Raw genomic sequence first — 19,174 nt, forward strand, 5'->3', positions numbered from 1 at the left:
CCCCAGCCTGACTATGTCACGCGGCATAGACCCATAGGATGCTAGCTATGTCAACTGGCATACTGTAGCCTGGGATGACGAGGAACCCGATGACGTCTGATACGCGAGTGAAAATGGTGGCCGGAGCCGCCGAACTGATGAGCCGCCGCGGCGTCAATGCGACAAGCGTGCGGGAGGTCGTGCGTCACACCGGCACGCCGCGCGGATCGATCAGCCATCATTTTCCAAATGGCAAGCAGCAGCTCATCGAAGATGCCATCGTCTTTGCAGGAGCCCAAGTCAGCGGTCCGCTGCGCCATCTCACCAGCGAACGCGGTGCGATGGCCGGCTTGCATGCGTTCATTACGTTGTGGAAGAAGACGCTGGAGCGGACGAACTATCAGGCGGGATGCCCGATCCTTGCGGTCGCTGTCGAAGAATACATTGGCGATGTCTCCGACAAGAACACTGCTGGCGGACAAGCGACACAGCGCCGTCTGCTCGATCTCGCTCAAAGCGTTTTTGCCGACTGGCAGCAGATCTTGTTCGCGGCGCTCAAGCGCGAAGGTCTCCCAGCGTCGCGCGCGCGACGGCTAGCGACGCTGATCATAGCGTCGGTGGAGGGCACGGTCGCAATGTGCAGGGCCGCCCGAAGTGCTCAGCCTCTGGAGGAGGTCAGCCACGAACTCGAGGTCCTGCTTATGGGGGCAATCAAGAAACATTAATGAGCCGGGGCAGACGTGAAGTTTCTCGGCGCCGGCTCAGTCAACCCGCAATCCGGTCGAGTTGATGACATCCCGCCATTTGGGAATTTCCTCTGCTATGAACTTTCCGAAATATGCAGGACTGTGCGACGACGCCGGGATAATCCCTTGCGCATCGAGAATCGGCTTGATCGAGCTGTCATTCATCGCAGCCTCGAAGGCCGCATTGAGCTTCTCGACGATCGGCTCGGGGACGCCCTTCGGCGCGACGACGCCGAAGAAGACGCTGACGTCGAAGCCTTTGAGGCCCTGCTCGTCGAAGGTCGGCACATCGGGCAGAACCGGCGTCCGCTCGATCGTCGTGACCCCGAGCGCGCGAAGGAGTCCGCCCTTGATGTGAGGTGCGGAGACGAAGATATCGGCGAAGCTCATCTGAACCTGACCGCCGATGAGATCGTTGATCGCGGGTGCGCCTCCGCGATAGGGCACATGCAGGATGTCGGTTCCGGCGGCGGCGTTGAACATGACCCCGGCGAGGTGGGTCGAAGCGCCATTGCCTGACGAGGAAAAGCTCAGTTTGCCCGGATTCGCCTTCGCATAAGCGATCAACTCCTGCACATTCTGCGCCGGCACCGATGGATGCGCCGAGAGCACGTTTGGCATCTTGCCGATCATGATGATCGGATCGAAGCTCTTGATCGGATCGTAGCTGAGCTTTGTGTATAGGCTTACATTGATGGCAAGCGGTCCCGACGTCCCGAACAGTAGGGTGTAACCATCCGCCGTCGAATTTGCGACGAAATCGGCTCCGACATTGGCTCCCGCGCCAGCACGGTTTTCGACGATGACGGGCTGGCCAAGCTTGGCTCTGACGCCCTCGGCCAGAGAACGCGCCAATGCGTCCGTCGGACCGCCGGCAGCAAATGGTACGACGAATTTGATCGGCCGCTCGGGGTATTCCGCCCACGCCATCGCAGGCATGGACACCGCAATGGCCGACGCAAGAAGTAATTTGCGACAAAGACCGATGAACCGCATAGGTTTCTCCCCCAAAGCAAACCGGCGTCGTGCCGTTTCTCCAACTCCTTGCCGGTTGGCTCTGGCGATCCTGCCGCGCAGTGCGTCCGACTTACTATTTGGGAAATTTGTCCGTTCGATCGGATCAGGCGTATGTTACCGTCACGCTGCCGAAGGCTCCGAAATCAGCGACGAACGTTTCACCGGCCTTCGGTCTCAACATTCCCGTGAGCGTGCCGGTGCTGATCACCTGCCCCGCCTTCAGGCCGATGCCGGTTCGCGAGAGTTCGTTGGCGAGCCATGTCACTGGCAAGATCGGATGGTCGAGCGCGATGGCAGCACTGCCTTTCCGCCGGAGTGTCCCGTTGCAAGTCAGCACGACTTCCTGGCCAGCAATATCGCGCTCCAGCCAGTTCTCGATCGCCGGACCATAGGCGATAGTTCCACTGCCGGCTCCATCCGCAAGGATAGCCGGCAGTGGAGGAAACGCCGCATCGTGGACAAAACGACACTCGGCCAATTCCACGCCCGGGTGCAGCGAAGCGACGGCCTCCTCGACTTCTGCGACGCTGTAAGGAGCTTCACGCGGCGGAAGGTCCGCGCCAAGAACCGCCTGATATTCGACCTCCGGAATGGGACTGCACTGGCGCGCATGCTCGACCGTAACCGGCGACTGCTTGATCAGCGGAGCGTAGACACGACCATAGATCGGCGAGTCCGTGCGCAATTCCCGTTGCAGCCCCTCCCTCATCGCCGCGATCTTCCAGCCCGCGACGGTCCAACCGAGCTCCTCTTCGACTATTCGCGCGATGCGGTAGGCGGTCGCTTTGTCGGGCGGCACAAGACGCCGGTCGAGACCGCTCTGCTGGCGTCCTTCGCGGCGCAGGGTTGCGAGCAGGCTGGCGAGTTCACGTTGGGCCGACTGATCCATCGCGATTACCTCACCAGCAGCGCGGCCGCCCGCGACAGTGGCACGGGCGCTTCGCCCAGTAGCAGGTCGATCGCCTCGTCCTCCCAGCGCTGGCCTTCCAGATTCAGCGCATTCGGCTCTTGCAAGCGGTGCTCAAGCGCGAAGCGGGCGAGCAGCAGGCGGCGGGCGTCGCCGCCGGATGCGCCCAGGCGCACGCCCTCCTGGATGAACAGCACAGCGGTGACGGCGTGATAGAGCTTGCCTGCTGCAAGACGGCAAAAGCGCTCATTCTCCTTACGTGCCGCCACCTCCTCAGCAAAGCGCAGCGCATCGTCAATCGCACCGTCGAGCCGCGTGCGGAATTGACCGGGAACGCCCCGCGTATCGCCGAGCCGGGTGAGAAGATCGTCGCGCAAGGCGCCATGCGCACCGACCTTTCCGATCGCGCGCTGCACGGCATCGAGCGCATTGATGTTGCTAGTGCCCTCCCAGATCAGACCGAGATGGGCATCGCGCACCAGCCGCGCGTTCGGCCAGTCCTCGATATAGCCGTTGCCGCCGCGCGCCTCCATCGCACCGGTCGCCACCGTGACGTTGTCGCGGCAGGCGCGGTATTTGACGATCGGCGTCAGCAGCCGCAGCACCTTCTCCGGCGCGGTCGCCGAATAGAGCAGCGCCGAAAGCGCCTGCTCGGTCGGCACCATGAGCTTCACGAGCTGCCGGCGCATCAGGGGATGATCGACCACCGCCCGGCCGAAGGCGTTGCGGTGATGGGACGCTTGGAGCGCTTCATTCAGGCAACGGCGCATCATGCCGGCGGCGCGCGCCAGATGCGATACGCGGCTGGAATTCACCATCACCAGCATGTGCTTGAGGCCCTGGTCGAGTTCACCGAGCTGGTAGGCCACCGCGCCATCGAAAACGATCTCGCCACTCGCCATTGTGCGACTGCCGAGCTTGTCTTTGAGCCGCATGATCCGATAGGCGTTACGGCTGCCATCCGGCAGCGTCTTCGGCATCAGGAAAAGGCCGAGGCCACGCCCCCCGGCGGGCGCTCCCTCTGGTCGCGCGAGCAAGACAGCTAGTTCCGCATCCGCGTTGGAACAGAACCATTTCTCGCCATAGAGCTTCCAGTGCGCGCCATCACGCACGGCGGTCAGTTCGGCCGCACCGACGTCGGACCCACCGGCCTTCTCGGTCATGAACTGCGCGCATTTGAGAAGTGCGGCCATGTCCTGGCTCCACATGCGCGGAAGATAGCGTTCATGAAGCTCGGGGCTGCCGAAGCGGCGAACCAGCTCGGATGAACTGTCGGTGAGGTTCACCGGGCACAGCAGGCCGAACTCAGCTTGCGAAAACAGGTAGTGAAACACGTATTTCGCGATCGGCGGCATCGCCGAGGACCAGCCGAGGACGCCACCGCGATTGCACATCGCGTGCATGCCGAACTGCCCGAACGCCATCCGCTCCATTTCCCGGTAGGCGGGGTGGTACTCGACCCACTCCTCGTCGCGACCATAGCCATCGCGGGGGTGCAACACCGGCTGATGGCGCTCGGCCTGATCGGACAGATCATAAAGCTTGCTTCCAGCGAGCGCGCCGAGCTCAGCAAGATGCGGCTCGAGGTGCGCCAGTAGCGGCGCTTCCATGTAGAGGGGAAGCAAATCGCGCACACTCTGGTCGATGGCATAGTAATTCAGCCCACGACAGGTGGGCGCCAAAGCTTCGGAGCGTCGAGAAGATGCTTCGCGACGAGCCAAACCGGCATGAGCGGTCATGAGCTTCCCTCCAGATTTTCGCTCTTGGGCCAGGCGCACCCGGCCAGGCTCCGGGTATGACTTGACAGCGCTCCGCGCAAACGACTTCTTGGGCGGGGGCCTTGAGCGAGAGTCAAGGCTCGGCCATCCCGCGGGGGCACACCATCATGGCTTCACGACGACTTCCGCCGCTCCATGCCGTACGCGCATTCGAAGCGGCCGCGCGCCATCTGTCAATTACACGTGCCGCCGACGAGCTCAACGTCACGGTTGGAGCTGTCAGCAGGCACGTCCGCGCCCTCGAGGTGCGCATGGGCACGGCGCTGTTCTTGCGGGGATCTCGGGGCCTGGTCCTGACCTCCGCCGGTAAAGCCTTCGCCGATTCCACCCGCGAAGCGCTGGACCGCATTGCGGACGCCGCCGAAGGCTTGCACCTCCGGCAGTTCCGACGGCTCTCAGTCGGCGTTTACGGATTCTTTCTGTCGCGATTTCTCCTGCCGATGTGGCCCAGCCTCAAGGCGGCCCATCCCGAGTTGGAGATCGACTTGCACACCAGTGCGAACCCCGTCGACCTTCTTGCCAGCCGCTATGATGCCGTCATCGCCGTCTCGGACGGGCAACCCAGAGCGGGCCTGGTCACCCTGCCGCTGCTGCCGATCGCCACGGTACCGGTCTGCTCGCCAGCCCTAGTGAAGGACGGCACGCTGGACTTCACCTCCGTTCCATTGCTGCACAACAGGCCACGACCGGACGATTGGCGGCGCTGGCTCGACCATGCACAGCTCACCAAGGTGCCTGTCCGCGGTGGGAGCAGCTTTGAGAATCTCGGCCTCGCCATCGAAGCCGCGGCAGCCGGGCTTGGCGCCGTCATCGCAATCGAGAGCCTGCTGGCTCCAGATCTTGCCCACCTCAATCTCGTGAGAGCGCATCCCATCGTCCGGCCGACGCGGCGTCACTTTGTGCTCGAATACGAGCAACGCATGGCGGACGACACCGCGGTCGCAGCGCTTGCCAATTGGCTGTCCGACGTCTGTAAACAGCAGAGCACGAGCAAGACAGCGGCCAGGACGTCCACACGAAAACGCTCGTCCGATTGAGAGTTGAGTTTCGCTCAAGCCACACCGAGAAAACCTCGTTTGCCAGTCTGAACCGGCTCTGACACAGACCCTGTCATCAAATCCTGACGGGGAAACGCTCGATGAGGCTGGTACTCGGAATGCTCGTTGCTGGATTGGCAATCGGGGCAAGCGCACCGGCGCGCGCGCAGGTATCCGGCGACATTGTGAAGATCGGTGTACTGACCGACATGTCGGGCATCGTCTCCGATGCCACGGGCGAAGGCTCAGTCGTCGCCGCGCAACTGGCTGCGGAGGAATTCGGCAACCGCGTCGCCGGCAAGCCAATCCAGATCGTCTTTGCCGACCATCAGCTCAAGCCCGACGTGGCGGCCAATATCGCGCGTAAATGGTTCGAGCAGGAGAGCGTCGACGCTATTGCCGACGTGCCGAACTCCGCCGTTGCGCTCGCTGTTCAGGAGGTCGCCCGGGCGCGCTCCCGCGTGATGCTGTTCTCCTCGCCCGGAACAACCGCGCTAACCAACCAGTTTTGCTCTCCAACCAGCGTGGCCTGGACTTTCGACACCTATGCCCTCGCTCGCGGCACGGCCAAGACTGTCGTCGAGGGTGGCGGCAAGACTTGGTACTTCGTCACCGCCGACTACGCTTTCGGTCACCAGCTTCAGAAGGACGCCAGCGCCGTCGTTCAGGCCAATGGCGGCAAGGTGCTGGGGGCTTCGGCCCACCCGCAAGGAACCACGGATTTCGCCTCCTTCCTCCTCCAGGCGCAGGCTTCGAAAGCCAGCATCGTCGGGCTCGCGAATGCCGCCGGAGACACTGTCGCAACGATCAAGCAGGCTGAAGAGTTCGGCCTGACGGCGGGCGGCCAGAAAATGGCAGCCATGCTCCTGCTGCTCACCGACGTCCACTCGCTCGGCCTCCAGGCGACACAGGGCACGTTCCTCACGACCCCTTTCTATTGGGATCTCAACGAACAGACCCGTGCCTGGTCGGATAAATTCGCGGCCCGGCGCAAGGGGCAGCGGCCGACTTTCATGCAGATCGGCGTCTACGAGGCCGTTCGTCACTATTTGCAGGCCATCGAGGCAACCGGTTCGGACGACGCGCACAAGGTGATCGCGAAGATGCGCGCGACGCCGATCGAAAGCGCCTTCACGCATGGCGCCACGATCCGCGAGGACGGCCGCGTCGTTCGCGACATGTACCTGGCGGAGGTCAAAGCCCCCAAGGAGTCCAAGGGAGAGTGGGACCTCTGCAAGATCCTCCGGAAGATCCCGGCCCAGGACGTGACCATTCCGCTGGCCGAGAGCACCTGCCCGCTCGTGAAGCGCTGACACGACATCAGACCCTGACTTCAACACCCGAGGACGACCATGACGACATCCGAGAACGAGTGGCAATATCCCTACGGCACCAAGCAGCGCTACCACCTCCAGCACGTGCATCTCTTTGCCTCCGACGTCGACGCGACCATTGATTTCTACAAGAAGTGGTTCGACGCTGAGGTGATGTGGGACGGGGACGTCGCCGGTGCGCGCAACGTCTTCATCAAGGTGGGTATCGGCGCGCTGCATCTTTACGACCAGCTTCCGCGCGGTGAAGGCAAGAACGCCGTCCACCATCTCGGGATGCAGGTCGTCGGCATTGACGAGCTCTACGACCGCATGAAGGCCGCCGGCTTGCATATTCCCAATCCCATTCGCCGTCTCGGCGGAGGTGGAGGCTATTTCATGCTCGGCGCACCCGATGGCGTCGTCATCGAAATCTTCGAGCCCGGCAGGCTGCGCGAACCAGTGGTCCGTGACTACTACGGTTTCAAGGAATAACGACCCGTGCAAAGCGTTCCTCCGCTCGAAACCATTGCCGACCTCGTGGCCACTCATGCGGCGAAAACTCCGGCCAAGATCGCCCTGACATTCGTGGACGTGACGGCTGACGGTACCTATCGGACAGAGGAGCGCTCCTACGCGCAGTTGGAAAGAAAGGGCGCGGCGCTCGCCAGGCATCTGGCCGCGCTTGGCCTCGGGCGGGGCGACACCTTCGCACTGATGATGGCCAACCATCCCGAATTCGTCGAAGCGATGCTGGCAGCTGCGATGCTGGGCGCGATCTTCGTGCCGATCGATCCCAGAACGATCGGCGAGAAACTCAGCTTCATGCTGTCCCACGCCCAGTGCCGCGGCGTGATCTGCTCGGCTGACTGTGCCGCCGCTATCGCGAGCGTCGAATCCAATGCTCTTTCCTGGGCTGTGATCCTGACAGAGCAAAGCGCCTGGCCACCCTCGATCGCACGGGTCAACCTGAGCTACGGGGACATTCTTAAGGATGGCGGTTCCTGTGATCGGATCAGCGTTTCACCGGTCGACCCCATGATGTTGATGTTCACGTCGGGCACGACGGGTAACCCCAAGGCCGTCGTGATATCCCATGGCGCCTATATGAGCCGCGCACGCGGCATGCACGGGATCGAACTCAGGGCCGACGACATCCTCTACACGGGCCTTTCCCTGACGCATATCAATGCCCAAGGCACGTTGCGCATCGGACTGACCGCCGGGCTGCCCGTCGTCATCAGCCGCAAATTCAGCAAGCGACATCTCTGGTCGATCTGCCGGACATTCGACTGCACCATATTCAACATTCTCGGCGGCATGATCCCCGAGATCTACAGCATCCCGGAAGCGCCCGACGATTCCGACAATCCGGTGCGCCTGATTATCAGCGCCGGCATGCCGCCCGATCTCTGGAAAGAATACGAACGCCGCTACGGCGTGAGGATCTGCGAGATCTACGGCTCGACCGAGGGCGGCGGCGCCCTAACCAACCCGCCGGGATCCGGACCGATCGGCAGCCTCGGCAAGCCGCCGCCAGAGCTCGAAGCAGCTGTATTCGACGACGACGGACGGCACTGCCACCCCATGCAGCCCGGTGAGCTGCGCTTCCGACGCAAGGACAGTGTCCCCATCAAGACTGCTTACTTTAAAAATCCAGAGGCGAGCGAGGCGAAGGTTGCCGATGGCTGGTTCTGTACCGGCGACATCGTTCATCAGGACGAGGACGGCTGGTTCTTCTTTCATTACCGGATCGGAGGCGGTATCCGGCGCAATGGCGATTTCATCAATACCGCTCTGGTCGAAGCGGCCGTGATCAAGTCGGGCCTCGTCGCCGACGTCTTCGTCTATGGGATTGCCACGTCACAGAATGTGGCGGGCGAGAAGACCCTAGTCGCAGCGGTTGTCCCGCGCACGGTTGATTTCAGCAGAGCCGCTCTTCGCGCGTATTGCAGCAGGACGTTGCAAACGCGAGACATCCCGGAGATCATCCAGGTCCTAAGCGAGATTCCCAAAACCATCTCTGAAAAACCGATAGAGCGGCTCTGCATCGAGCGGCTGCAGGAGAGCGGCATAGTAGGCTTAGAGTAAAGGCAATCCAAGCGCCCGCGCATTCGCAACGTACCTACGCAGGCTGTCGTTGACAGCATTGGTATTATCAGTTGAGAAACTTTGTGTTCGGCTGACCGAACAAAGTGCATTGGTCATGCGTGCAGAACCAGACGCCAGGTGACAACCGTGAGCACTATCCCATCGACCTATTCTCGGTTGCAGATCATCCTTCATTGGACCATCGCGGCCCTTGTTGCCTTCCAGATCTTCTTCCACGGCGGCATTGAGGATCTGTGGAAGGATCGGATGACGGGCGTCACTCCAAATGAGGGTAGCCTCAATGCGCATGCGTTCGTTGGATTATTGATCTTCGCCGCGGCGCTATGGCGAGTTTGGCTTCGCTGGCACCGGGGGGCACCAGAACTGCCAGTAATCGAGCATCCCTTGCTCAAGCAAGTTGCGCGCCTGACCCACGGTGCGTTCTACATTCTCTTGCTTGGAATGCCGATCGTCGGTGCTTTGGCCTGGTTTGGCGGCTATTCGCTGCCGGGCCAGATCCATTTTGCCGCTGCCCTCGCCCTAATCTTGCTGATCTTGGTTCACATCGCGGCAGCACTCGCCCATCGCTTCTGGTTCAGGACAGACGTTATGCGCAGAATGTGGACGTGGCGAGCATCAGTCGACTGAATGGCTTGCGCTTGCACAAGACTTCCCGCGCAAGATATCCGGTTATGCAGGGAACGTGTTCGGTTTTAGATAAGTCTCACGCAGTCGGCGGCTATTGGCGGAATGTCGGCCATCTAGGTGGGCAGACTGTGCTCCCAGCGTTGTTGGACGTCCGCTGTTGGCCCATCGCGTCGTTTCGTTGCTACGCAACAATTCGTCGGCTATTGGGGCACAGCGGACTCTGGCAAGCTGTCCGCCCGGCGCGTTTATAGGTTCACGGCCGAGGTTAGGCCGATGCAGAGGTCAGCGCATACCTTAGAAAAAAGGCCTTGATAGCCTGGATCAGCCGATCAGCTGCTAGCAACGGAGCGTCAGCCATCAACTGGCGCGATTAGCATCACCGCCGGATTGGCTTTGATTGCGCTCTATCCTAAGCAGGCGATATTTTTCTTGCACCGCGGGTTCATCATTCTTGCCAAGCACCGCGTTGGTCCCAGCTTGTCGACCATCGAGACCTGGCGCCTTGAGAATCTCGGTTGCCATGTCTTGGCTAGGATCAATGGGACGAATGAAGGGCTTCAGATAAGCGTCCAAGTGGCCCTTGCCCGGCTCGTTGATCTCTTGGGTTAAGGCATTCAAAAACGCCGTCTTGTCGGTCGCCGACCAGTCGATGCGAATAGCCCCCCTGGCCTGCGCTGCCGATGCTGGCATACACAGCGGTACCGTACGGCCAAGAGCCGCCTGAGACATCGTCCAGCGAGCTGTCGCTCAGCGCATCAGACGTCGAAATTTGGGGCGCCTTGTTCTGAGGGACGTCGTTGCTGCTCTCGAGAGACTCGGCTTGCGCCTTTGAATTCGTGTCCTGCCCACTGGTCCTGTTCAACCTCCAGTTTCATCAATGCTGATTGGTTAACCACCGTTACTGGGGCTGTAGACGCCGCTCGTGAAAGTATTGTACGGCCAAGAGCCGCCTGACACGTCGTCCAGCGAGCTGTCGCTGAGCGCATCAGCCGCCGGCGAGATTTGGGACGCCTGGTTCTGAGCGCCGTCCTTGCTGGTCCCGAGAGTTTCGGCTTGCGCCTTTGAATTCGTGTCCTGCGTGTTGCTCATATTCAATCTCCACCTTCATCAATGTTGATCGGATCAACCCGACGTTCGAAACGCTACGCTGGGTTTGCTTCGTGAGTATTTCCAGGGCTCGGAAAGGCAGTTTCGGGGCTCGCCCTTTGTTCACCGCAGAGCGCCCTTTCGGCTAGCCTATCGGGCCGCTGGCGCTGTAGCTGGCAGCCGCAGTGCTGTTGTACGGCCAAGCGCCGCCTGACACTTGGTCCAGCGAGCCGTCGCTGAGTGCATCCGAGGTCGGGGAGATTTGGGGGGCCGTGTTCTGAGCGCCGTCCTTGAGGTTCTCGCCGGGTGCCGCACCCGCTGTGGAATTCGTGTCCTGCTGATCGGTCATATTCATTCTCCCGCTTTGATCAATGCCAAGCGCACTACCCAGACATCAGTTGCAACCGTCCGACGAGGTCATTTCCCGAATATTCAAGGGCTTAGGAAGCCGGCTTCCCTACGTCGCCCTTTGGTTCGTGCGCCGTGGAGTGAAAGCTACCGCTGGATCCATTTCCCCGCGATACGGCAGATGCCGTATTTCGGCGTCGGTCACGGGGAAGTGTCGAAAGGTCCCTGCCTACCATCTCAGGATCTGGCGCCTCTCATCGCGAACTGCTCGACGAGCTTGAGCAGACGGTCAAATCTCTCGCCGGCGACCGACACTTGATCGAGGACGCCGGGATCAAGCTCGTCCTTCAGGCGTGTCGCCTCGTCACCTAGTCCGTGTTTTTGTTCACCATAGGCCATCCTGCGCTCGGTGGCCCGCAGGCGGTCCGAGAGCAGGATTGCCAAAGCGCGATAGAAGCGGCTGGCAAAGGCGGGATCTCCCGCGAGCTTTCGCAGCAGGAGCTGCTTGTCCAGGAACAGGGCAACCGAATCGAGCTTCGCAGACACTGTGGCCGAGGGCGGCGCTGAATCGATCAGCGACATCTCACCGACGAAGTCACCCGCCTCGAGCTGGGCGATCTCGCCGATGCCGGACACGCTCACGCCCATTCGTCCCTGCAACAGCAGGACGATCGACGAGATCGGCACACCTTCGTCGATCAGGACGTCCTGTCGCCTGATGCCGCGGCGAGAGCCGACACGGGCCATCCAGTCGATGTCGGAGTCGTTCAGCACGCCGAATATGAAGAGGACCTTGCGCATATCGGTGACCCCTAACGCGCGTCATCGCGCTTTAGCTCCATGTTTGAACATGATCTATTCGGAAAACCGCGGCACACCTTTCCGGATCATGCTCTAGACCAGTTGACGTTCCGCGAAATCCGCAAACAGACCCGACTGCGCCATCAGCTCGGCGAAGCTGCCGCTCTGCACGATCTTGCCGCCGGCCAGGGCGATAATCCGATCCGCCGATTGAACGGTGCTGAGCCGGTGCGCGATGACGATACGGGTCAGGTTGAGCCGTGAGATCGAGTCGCTCACGATGGCCTGGGATCGGTTGTCGAGCGCGCTGGTGGCCTCATCCATCAGCAAGAGCCGCGGCCGATGCGCCAGCGCCCGCGCGATCAGCAATCGCTGGCGCTGACCGCCCGAGAGCGTGCTCACGCCTTCAGCGACCAGAGTTTGCATGCCCATGGGCATGGACTCGATGTCGCGATCGAGTCCCGCCAGCCGGGCAATCTCCCAGGCGTGATCAAGCGACAGTTGGGCTGCGCCGCAGATGTTTTCATAAATGCTGCCGGAGGCGAGCCTGGAATTCTGCAATACGACACCGACTTGTCGGCGCAACAGTCCAAGGTCGATGGTCTCGAGCGATTTGCCGTCGATGAAAATCACGCCGGACTCCGGTTTCTCGAATCCGAGAAGCAAACGGAAAAGCGTCGACTTTCCGCTTCCCGACGGGCCGACAATGGCAAGGTATTCTCCCTTGCGCACGCTGAGGCTGACATCATCGAGAATCGGTGGCCCACTTTCGCCGTAGCGGAACGACACGTTGGCAAACTCGATCGAGCCGCTGATCTCGCCAACCGATTTGCGGTCGTCGCTGATTTCGGTCGCCGTCGCGATGATCGGCCTGAGCCGCTCGAACCTCGGGATTGCGACCAGCAGCTCTCCGATCGCCAGCGCCCACTCGCCGACCGCGGCGAGCGACAGCCCGAACGCCGCGTAGAATGCGAGGAAGGTGCCAAGGTCATGCAGCCTGACGCTGGATACGTTCTCAGCCAGGGCAAAGATGAGGAGCGTCGCCAACGCGGGAAACGCCGCTTCAAGGCTCTTCTGGAGATTTCCCGCACGCTGCGATGCCATGAAATTGCGCTTCTGCTCGGCGAACCGCTCGACCCAGATGGCCAGCGCGTGCATGGTCGCATTGGCGATCCGCAGTTTTCCGACACCGCCGAGGAGCTGTAGAACCAACCCCTCCAGGCGTCCCTGCTGATGCAGGCTCTCCCGCTCATTCGACAATCGGGCCAGACTGATTGCTACAACCAATGCGACGCGCAGCATTGCGAGCGCAGCAGCCAGCATGCCGAGCCTGATATCGAGGTAGAGCATCACGGCAAAGCTGAACAGGCACGACACCAGGGCAAGGAATCCGCGAATGGCGCGGCCCGCGATGATGGTGCGGATGGCTTCGACACCAAGCGTGCGGTCCGCCAGATCCCCAGCCGAAAAACTGCGAAAGAACGCAGCCGGCATCCGCAGAAGACGGTCGACAATGGCAGCCTGCAACACCCAGTCCAACCGGCTCTCGAGCCGGAGCATGGCGATTCCCTGCATCATCTGAAAACCGCCGGCGACCAGCGTAACGACCACGAGCGCGATGGCGCAGATCAGGAGCTGGTCGGTTTCCGCGCGCGGCAGCACGGAATCGATCAAAAGCTTGATGACCAGCGGCGTCGCCAGCGCGAGAAGTCCGAGGCACAGGGCCGCCAGCATGACCCGCAGGAAATCAGCCCGAACCATCGCGGCGCCGAACCTCAGGAGATCGCGAATCCTGAGCGTGCGCGACGGCAGCGGGCGATAGAACATCACCGCCTCGGGCGCCAGTTCGGTGGCGGTCGCCCGCGTCAGCTCGCGGCGCGTGCCAGCGCCAGGATCAACGACGATATGGCGACCGCCTGCACTTGGCAGAACCGCGACCGCCCGTCGGTCTTCGTCAAGAAATGCGACGAACGGACCGACGCTGTTGGTCCACCAGTCCGCGCGCAGCAGCAGGCGCCGGCTCCGCACCCGCGACACCCGTGCGATGGTCATTGCGTTCGCGAGATCGTCGCTGCCGGACAGCACGCTGGCTGGAGCTTCAAGCGAAATGCCCATGGCCGCTCCGACCTCCCGACAGGCAGCCATCAGATAATTGGCGCCAGCCGCGCCCGGCCGCGACGATCCAGGCTCGGCAGCGATGATACCGGCAAGACGACCTACAATATTGCTGGTCCGTAGCCGATTGAGATTCGAGCGCAGCCGCAGGCGGTCAGCCTCCGCGAGAGCTTCCTCGTCGATCCTGAGACACAAACTTTCCATGACGTGTGCATGGAATCGATCGAGCGCGACCCAGATCTCGGCGAGCGCGAAATCCGTGCTCGCCCGGACATCCACCGTCGTGTCCTCCCGGGCGACGATCCATGTTCCCGGTGGCATCGGCACAGGACGCTCCGCGGAGCCATGGGTTTCCGGCATCCCCATCACCCCGATGGTCCCGTGCTCGATCCCGATCCAGCCGGCTCGCCGGCCGGACAGCCGGAGCACGTCGCCGGATGCCAGCATGTATCGCGATCCGATCGCGGCCTGCTGCACGACCGCAGCCTCAGCAGAGGCCGCGATGATTCCCGACACCTGCGTAGCCCATGCGTCGATCGCGTCCCGATCCTCAAAACAGCCGCGATCGTCGACCACGACCTCGGTCTCGATACCGCCGACCGCAATCACGGCGATCGAATTCCCGCTCGTATCGCGGATGCCAGGGAGGCCGAAAACGATTGCGCCTTGTTCGACCCGAAACAGGTGATGTCGTCGGCTCGCTTCGCCTGCGGCGGTCTCCCTGACCGCAAACAGGTCCACATAGCCGCGCACGACGTGCAGCACGAGATCAACGTCATCGACCGGCAATGGCCGATGGCTCTCGAGCGCCATCGGGGCGGACGCCGCACCTGCGTGCCCGGGCGGAGTTTCGAGCGACGGAGGCTGGTAGGCGCTGCTCATTCGCCAGACACCAGTTGGACGTATTCGCCGCCCTCGGCGAGCAGCTCCTGATGCGTCCCCCGCTGCACAACCCGCCCGTTGCTCATCACCAGGATTTCGTCACAGTCGCGAATCGTGCTGAGCCGGTGGGCCACAATGATGCAGGTGCATCCCCTGCTTCGGAGATTGTCGTCGATCGCCTTTTCGACGATCGGATCCAGCGCTGAAGTGGCCTCGTCGAGGACGACCACGGAAGGATTGCCCACCAGCGCCCGCGCGATCTCGAGCCGTTGTCGCTGACCACCGCTGAAATTCCTGCCGTCCTCGGCCACATGGCAATCGTAATTGCCGGCGCGGACGGCGACCTCCTCATGGATGAGCGCGTCCTTGAGCGCCCGCGACACGCCGGCTTCGGGCACGGTGTCGTCCCAGAGCGTGAGGTTATCACGGGCCGTCGCTTCGAACAGCAGGATCTCCTGATCGACATAGGCGACCGAGTTGGTGAATATCTCCTGAGGGATCTCGGTCATGGACCAGCCGTCAATGCGGATGTCGCCCGACCACGGCCGGTAGAGCCCGCTGACCAGCCGCCCAACAGTGGATTTGCCGCTGCCCGATGCCCCGACCAGGGCCACGCGGCTGCCGGGTTCGACGACCAGTGAGAAATCCTCGATCAGCGGCGGCTCGAGCGCTGAATAGCCGAACGAAATGTCCTTCAACTCGACCCGGCCCGACAGTTTTGCAGGCATGCGCGCGGGGGCGCGCTCCATCGGCACCAGAGGACGGGCGGGATAGTTGAAGACGTCTTCGATCCGGAACAGGTTGGCCTTGATGGCAAGGAAGGCAGTGGTCTGCTGCACAAGCGCGTTGACCGGCTCGACCAGGCTGGCGAGCAGCGCCTGCAAGGCGACGAGACCACCGATGGTCAAAGCGCCGTCGACGATCCGGAGGCCACCCACCCCCAACACCACCGCGGTGGTCAATCCGGTCAGAAAGATAGGACAGGTGTCGAGGAAGCTGGAATAGACGCCGAGATCGCGCTCGGCGTTGAGGACCTTTGCCTGAAACCCCGCCCAGCGCGCGAAAGCATCGTCTTCCAAGCCGCCGGCCTTGATCGTTTCGATCGTGCGAACGATCTCGATGGTGCTTCCGTTCAGCTTGGCGCGTTCGATCGTCAGCTTGCGGTTAAGGTCCTCGCGCTGGCGCGCAACCAGCCTGAGGACGAGTACATTGAGGAGAGCCATTGCGATGCTGATCACGGCCAGAAGGCCGTCGTAGAAGGCCATCGTGATGGCGATGAAGCTCACCGAGATCAGGTTCAGCGCGTTGGCGGCCACCCCGTTCGAGAGTAGCTGGGCGATCTGTTCGCTGGCGGCTATGCGGTTAGCGAGATCGCCCGAGTGTCGCTGGGTGAAGAACTCCATCGGAAGGGTCAGGACATGCCAGATCAATTGGCTGACCATCGTCACCGTGAGCTTGGTCTGGAGGCGCAGGAGCAGCGACTGCTGAAACGCCGTCATCAGCGCCCGCACCACGGCGGTGATCGCCATGCCGATCAGCAGGGGCGTGAACCAGCCCTCGACATGCTTGATCAGGACGTCATCGACGAAGATCTTCGTGAAGGCCGGAACCAGGATAGTGGGCACGACAAGCGCAGTGCTGAGCGCAACCAGCAGCAGCACCGCCCACAGTGAATTCGACAGCCGCCGCAGCAGCAGCGGAAAAAAATCGGGCACGTGCCCGCCGGGCTTGAATTCGGGTCCCGGCTCCATCGCCAGGACCACGCCGGTGAAGGAGGCGTCAAACTCGTCGTGGCCGACCTTGCGACGCCCGACCGAGGGATCGTTGACATAGGCGTAATCCGGATTCAGCCTTTCCAGCACCACGAAATGATTGAAATTCCAGTGGATGATCGAGGGCATCGGCAACTCATGCAGCGTTGCCGGCTCCTTCCTGAACCCCTTTGCCGTCAGTCCGAACTGTCGCGCAGCCTTCAGCACGTTGCTGGCCTTGCTGCCGTCCCGCGAAACGCCGCAGGCTTCGCGCAGCTTTTCCAGCGGCACCCAGAGACCGTGATGGGCCAGGATCATCGCGAGCGAGGCGGCACCGCATTCCAGCGCTTCCATCTGGAACACCGTCGGCGTGACCCAGCGCCGCCGCATGCTCCCGATCTTGTTGCCGAGGCGATCGAGTAACTCCGGCCGGTTGTCGGCTTGATGCGATAACTCGGTCATGCACTGGTGTTCCTAGCCGCCAATGCCGCTGAGCCGCTTCATCAGCGGGATCACCAGATCGATCGGCGGCTGCTCGCGCGTTGTTATCTCGGCGCGGGTCAACGTACCGCTCGAGAGCAGGATCGGCGGTCCCTTGCCGGAGGTCCAGCGATACCCGCTGGCGGTAGAAGGATCACGCTCCAGGGTCACCTTCGCCGCATAAGGAGCGCCGTCCTGCGAGAAGCGCTTCACCAATGCATCGTTATGCAGATCGGCGAGCATGCCCTGGGGCGTCACAGGGAAGTCCGACACCGCCACCACATTACCGACGATCGAGCCATACTCTTCCCGCTTGACGTTGGTCGGCTCGACACGAACCTCCATGCCCGGTCTGATGCTCTTGCCGCGGTCCGGCGGCATATAGACGGTCGCCTCCAGGAGCTGCCCCGCAATTTCGATTTCGACAACCGGCGTGCCCATCGCAAGCACGGCGCCGCTGGACACCTTGACCTCGACGATACGGCCGTCGGCAGGGCTGAGGATCCGCGATCCTCGCTCCAGGTCGGCGACAAGCTGCTCGACCGTCCGCTTCGCATCGTTGACCTTGAACTCCGACTGCAACCGATCGCGCTCACGCTGGCTCTGCAGATCCAACCGCTGCGCGCTGAGCTTGAGAACATCGTTCTTCGCATCGGTGATGCGCTCCCGCGCATTGTTGAGCTCGACCCGACGGTCCTCGAGATATCTGCGCGTTACGGTTCCGTTTGCCGCGGCAGGCTCGAGCTTGGCCACCTCGTCTGTAAGATAGGCGGTGCGCCGCTCAGCGGCCGCGATCACATTGGCAAGGCCGGTTTCCTGAGCCGCGTAGTTTGCGAGCTTGGCATCGATCTCACGCGAGATCGCGCCGGTGAGCTCGATATGCTCGCGCTCGCGCTCGCGCAGGACATCCCTCGCCTGCTGAAGCCGCTGCTCGGTCTCGGTCTGCACGACCCGGGCAATCACCTGATCGCGGCGGACCCCGTCGCCGATGCTAACGTCGAGCGAGGCCAGCTTTCCGCTGACCGCAGACACGGCGTCGACCAGGCGACCACCACTGCTCAACAAAATGCCGTCGCCGGATACGCGGGTCGGAATGCGGCCCAGCACGCTCCAGGCCAATAGCACGGCAAGACCCAACGCCAGCGTCGTAGCGGCCATCCAGTCAAACGGCCGCGTAACGCCGACGACGTGGTCGAGCTGCTCGGGATTCGAAAGCCGCTCGATGGCAGCTTCACGAAAGATTCGTTCGGTGCCCGGTTTCATGCAGCCCCCCGCGAATACGAGCCATCCTCGACCGGATCGATATGGCTGAAATGCTTTCGCAATTTTAAGCAGATGTTGCCTTGTATCACGCGCAAAGTTTGACCACTCGCTTTCCACGACACGATTGGATTAAAGCATACACCCCGGATCTGGCCGGCGTTTATGCAAAAGCCACTTACACCTTGCCGCAAAGATCCCTTCTAGATCACAAGGCAGAGTCCCGAAAACAGCAACAAGCCCAGGATGATCCGTTTGAAGGCTGCTTCGTTGATCCGACCGAACAGGACGATCCCCACAGCCGTTCCGGCAGCCAAGGCGGGCAGAGCAATACCAAAGTCGATCAAGACCTTTAACGAGAGGCTGTGGTGCGAAAGCATGAGAGCGAGGGCGAAAAGCTGCATGACCCCGATGTAGGGCTGAACCAGGCCGCGCTGCTGCGTTTTCGGGAGACCATGGATGTCGCACCAGATCGCAGGAAGTGCGCCGGGCATCGCGGTCAAGCCGCCAACCAGTCCGCCACCAAAACCCACCAGCGCGTTGCTGCTCCGACTGTCCATCTGACGCAAATAGGCAGCCGTTGGCCGCAACAGGGCATACGCCGCGTAAAGCGATACGAGAGATCCAAAGCCCAGTCTGAAGATGCCGGTATCCACATTCTGGAGGAGATAGATCGCGATCGGAGTGCCCAATAGTCCACCAGCGATGAAAATGAGGCTGGTCTTCCATTGCATGCTCTTGCGTAGCGCAAACAGATTGGCCGCTTGAACGGTGATGCTGCAAGCCATCATCAATGGCACAGCTTCCATGGGCGGAAAGGCGTGTAGCAGGATAGCACCGGCGACCGCCGAGAACGCAAACCCAGCAAGGCCGGAAACGAACGCGCCCGCAAAAGCCGCCCCACTCAGCACCAAATAAACCGCTATGTCTGACATGGC

17 protein-coding genes are annotated in these 19,174 nt (G+C 61.9%); 6 read left to right on the forward strand and 11 right to left on the reverse strand.

The annotated features are described in order from the left end of the window. Positions 1-89: 89 nt before the first annotated feature. Positions 90-704 (forward strand): TetR/AcrR family transcriptional regulator, encoded by a 615-nt coding sequence (locus NLM32_RS34310; RefSeq protein ID WP_254133132.1) that lies wholly within the window; start codon positions 90-92, stop codon positions 702-704. Positions 705-740: 36 nt separating this feature from the next. Here the strand turns inward: NLM32_RS34310 and NLM32_RS34315 are convergent, their stop codons facing one another. The 3 genes from NLM32_RS34315 to NLM32_RS34325 form a co-directional block, all read right to left on the reverse strand. Then, a complete protein-coding gene (locus NLM32_RS34315) occupies positions 741-1,664 on the reverse strand; it encodes a tripartite tricarboxylate transporter substrate binding protein (RefSeq protein ID WP_254133133.1) in 924 nt (307 codons plus the stop codon). Positions 1,665-1,845: 181 nt separating this feature from the next. Continuing rightward, positions 1,846-2,631 (reverse strand): 2-keto-4-pentenoate hydratase, encoded by a 786-nt coding sequence (locus NLM32_RS34320; RefSeq protein WP_254133134.1) that lies wholly within the window; start codon positions 2,629-2,631, stop codon positions 1,846-1,848. A 5-nt stretch (positions 2,632-2,636) separates the two neighbouring features. Further along, the gene (locus NLM32_RS34325; RefSeq protein WP_256568316.1) at positions 2,637-4,388 is read right to left on the reverse strand and encodes an acyl-CoA dehydrogenase family protein; all 1,752 of its coding nucleotides are present in this window, start codon (positions 4,386-4,388) and stop codon (positions 2,637-2,639) included. Between the two features lie 146 nt (positions 4,389-4,534). Between NLM32_RS34325 and NLM32_RS34330 the strand changes: the two genes are divergently transcribed. From NLM32_RS34330 to NLM32_RS34350, 5 genes are all read left to right on the forward strand, one after another. After that, positions 4,535-5,464, forward strand: a complete 930-nt coding sequence (locus NLM32_RS34330; protein WP_256568317.1) for a LysR substrate-binding domain-containing protein — start codon at positions 4,535-4,537, stop codon at positions 5,462-5,464. 101 nt (positions 5,465-5,565) lie between these two features. Continuing rightward, complete coding sequence (locus NLM32_RS34335) at positions 5,566-6,777, forward strand: ABC transporter substrate-binding protein (RefSeq protein WP_254133137.1); 1,212 nt, start codon at positions 5,566-5,568, stop codon at positions 6,775-6,777. A 39-nt stretch (positions 6,778-6,816) separates the two neighbouring features. Then, positions 6,817-7,269: a VOC family protein gene (locus tag NLM32_RS34340; protein WP_254133138.1), complete on the forward strand. Its 453-nt coding sequence runs from the start codon at positions 6,817-6,819 to the stop codon at positions 7,267-7,269. A 6-nt stretch (positions 7,270-7,275) separates the two neighbouring features. Continuing rightward, positions 7,276-8,865, forward strand: a complete 1,590-nt coding sequence (locus NLM32_RS34345; protein WP_254133139.1) for an AMP-binding protein — start codon at positions 7,276-7,278, stop codon at positions 8,863-8,865. Between the two features lie 147 nt (positions 8,866-9,012). Then, on the forward strand, positions 9,013-9,513 hold the full coding sequence (locus NLM32_RS34350; protein WP_254133140.1) for a cytochrome b/b6 domain-containing protein: 501 nt from the start codon (positions 9,013-9,015) through the stop codon (positions 9,511-9,513). A 357-nt stretch (positions 9,514-9,870) separates the two neighbouring features. On the opposite strand, the gene NLM32_RS34355 is transcribed toward NLM32_RS34350, so the two are convergent. From NLM32_RS34355 to NLM32_RS34390, 8 genes are all read right to left on the reverse strand, one after another. Next, positions 9,871-10,203, reverse strand: coding sequence for a hypothetical protein (locus tag NLM32_RS34355; RefSeq protein WP_254133141.1), 333 nt, complete (start codon positions 10,201-10,203; stop codon positions 9,871-9,873). Between the two features lie 198 nt (positions 10,204-10,401). Then, on the reverse strand, positions 10,402-10,602 hold the full coding sequence (locus NLM32_RS34360; RefSeq protein ID WP_254133142.1) for a hypothetical protein: 201 nt from the start codon (positions 10,600-10,602) through the stop codon (positions 10,402-10,404). A gap of 142 nt (positions 10,603-10,744) precedes the next feature. After that, the gene (locus tag NLM32_RS34365) at positions 10,745-10,948 is read right to left on the reverse strand and encodes a hypothetical protein (protein ID WP_254133143.1); all 204 of its coding nucleotides are present in this window, start codon (positions 10,946-10,948) and stop codon (positions 10,745-10,747) included. A gap of 236 nt (positions 10,949-11,184) precedes the next feature. Continuing rightward, entirely contained in the window at positions 11,185-11,748 is a 564-nt protein-coding gene (locus NLM32_RS34370) for a cyclic nucleotide-binding domain-containing protein (RefSeq protein ID WP_254133144.1), read from the reverse strand. A gap of 93 nt (positions 11,749-11,841) precedes the next feature. Next, complete coding sequence (locus NLM32_RS34375) at positions 11,842-14,676, reverse strand: NHLP bacteriocin export ABC transporter permease/ATPase subunit (protein WP_254133145.1); 2,835 nt, start codon at positions 14,674-14,676, stop codon at positions 11,842-11,844. Positions 14,677-14,741: 65 nt separating this feature from the next. Further along, complete coding sequence (locus NLM32_RS34380; RefSeq protein WP_254133146.1) at positions 14,742-16,958, reverse strand: NHLP family bacteriocin export ABC transporter peptidase/permease/ATPase subunit; 2,217 nt, start codon at positions 16,956-16,958, stop codon at positions 14,742-14,744. 12 nt (positions 16,959-16,970) lie between these two features. Then, positions 16,971-18,239 (reverse strand): NHLP bacteriocin system secretion protein, encoded by a 1,269-nt coding sequence (locus NLM32_RS34385; RefSeq protein ID WP_254133147.1) that lies wholly within the window; start codon positions 18,237-18,239, stop codon positions 16,971-16,973. A gap of 200 nt (positions 18,240-18,439) precedes the next feature. Continuing rightward, on the reverse strand, positions 18,440-19,171 hold the full coding sequence (locus NLM32_RS34390) for a sulfite exporter TauE/SafE family protein (protein ID WP_254135491.1): 732 nt from the start codon (positions 19,169-19,171) through the stop codon (positions 18,440-18,442). Positions 19,172-19,174: the final 3 nt, after the last annotated feature.

The sequence above is a fragment of the Bradyrhizobium sp. CCGUVB14 genome (assembly GCF_024199935.1).
In the GTDB taxonomy this organism is placed as follows: domain Bacteria; phylum Pseudomonadota; class Alphaproteobacteria; order Rhizobiales; family Xanthobacteraceae; genus Bradyrhizobium.

Excerpts from the sequence above, each read along its gene's own strand:
- NLM32_RS34310 (WP_254133132.1), top strand. The coding sequence starts at position 90 with ATGACGTCTGATACGCGAGTGAAAATGGTGGCCGGAGCCGCCGAACTG.
- NLM32_RS34315 (WP_254133133.1), bottom strand. The coding sequence starts at position 1,664 with ATGCCTGCGATGGCGTGGGCGGAATACCCCGAGCGGCCGATCAAATTC.
- NLM32_RS34320 (WP_254133134.1), bottom strand. The coding sequence starts at position 2,631 with ATGGATCAGTCGGCCCAACGTGAACTCGCCAGCCTGCTCGCAACCCTG.
- NLM32_RS34325 (WP_256568316.1), bottom strand. The coding sequence starts at position 4,388 with ATGACCGCTCATGCCGGTTTGGCTCGTCGCGAAGCATCTTCTCGACGC.
- NLM32_RS34330 (WP_256568317.1), top strand. The coding sequence starts at position 4,535 with ATGGCTTCACGACGACTTCCGCCGCTCCATGCCGTACGCGCATTCGAA.
- NLM32_RS34335 (WP_254133137.1), top strand. The coding sequence starts at position 5,566 with ATGAGGCTGGTACTCGGAATGCTCGTTGCTGGATTGGCAATCGGGGCA.
- NLM32_RS34340 (WP_254133138.1), top strand. The coding sequence starts at position 6,817 with ATGACGACATCCGAGAACGAGTGGCAATATCCCTACGGCACCAAGCAG.
- NLM32_RS34355 (WP_254133141.1), bottom strand. The coding sequence starts at position 10,203 with ATGCCAGCATCGGCAGCGCAGGCCAGGGGGGCTATTCGCATCGACTGG.
- NLM32_RS34360 (WP_254133142.1), bottom strand. The coding sequence starts at position 10,602 with ATGAGCAACACGCAGGACACGAATTCAAAGGCGCAAGCCGAAACTCTC.
- NLM32_RS34365 (WP_254133143.1), bottom strand. The coding sequence starts at position 10,948 with ATGACCGATCAGCAGGACACGAATTCCACAGCGGGTGCGGCACCCGGC.
- NLM32_RS34370 (WP_254133144.1), bottom strand. The coding sequence starts at position 11,748 with ATGCGCAAGGTCCTCTTCATATTCGGCGTGCTGAACGACTCCGACATC.
- NLM32_RS34375 (WP_254133145.1), bottom strand. The coding sequence starts at position 14,676 with ATGGCGCTCGAGAGCCATCGGCCATTGCCGGTCGATGACGTTGATCTC.
- NLM32_RS34380 (WP_254133146.1), bottom strand. The coding sequence starts at position 16,958 with ATGACCGAGTTATCGCATCAAGCCGACAACCGGCCGGAGTTACTCGAT.
- NLM32_RS34385 (WP_254133147.1), bottom strand. The coding sequence starts at position 18,239 with ATGAAACCGGGCACCGAACGAATCTTTCGTGAAGCTGCCATCGAGCGG.
- NLM32_RS34390 (WP_254135491.1), bottom strand. The coding sequence starts at position 19,171 with ATGTCAGACATAGCGGTTTATTTGGTGCTGAGTGGGGCGGCTTTTGCG.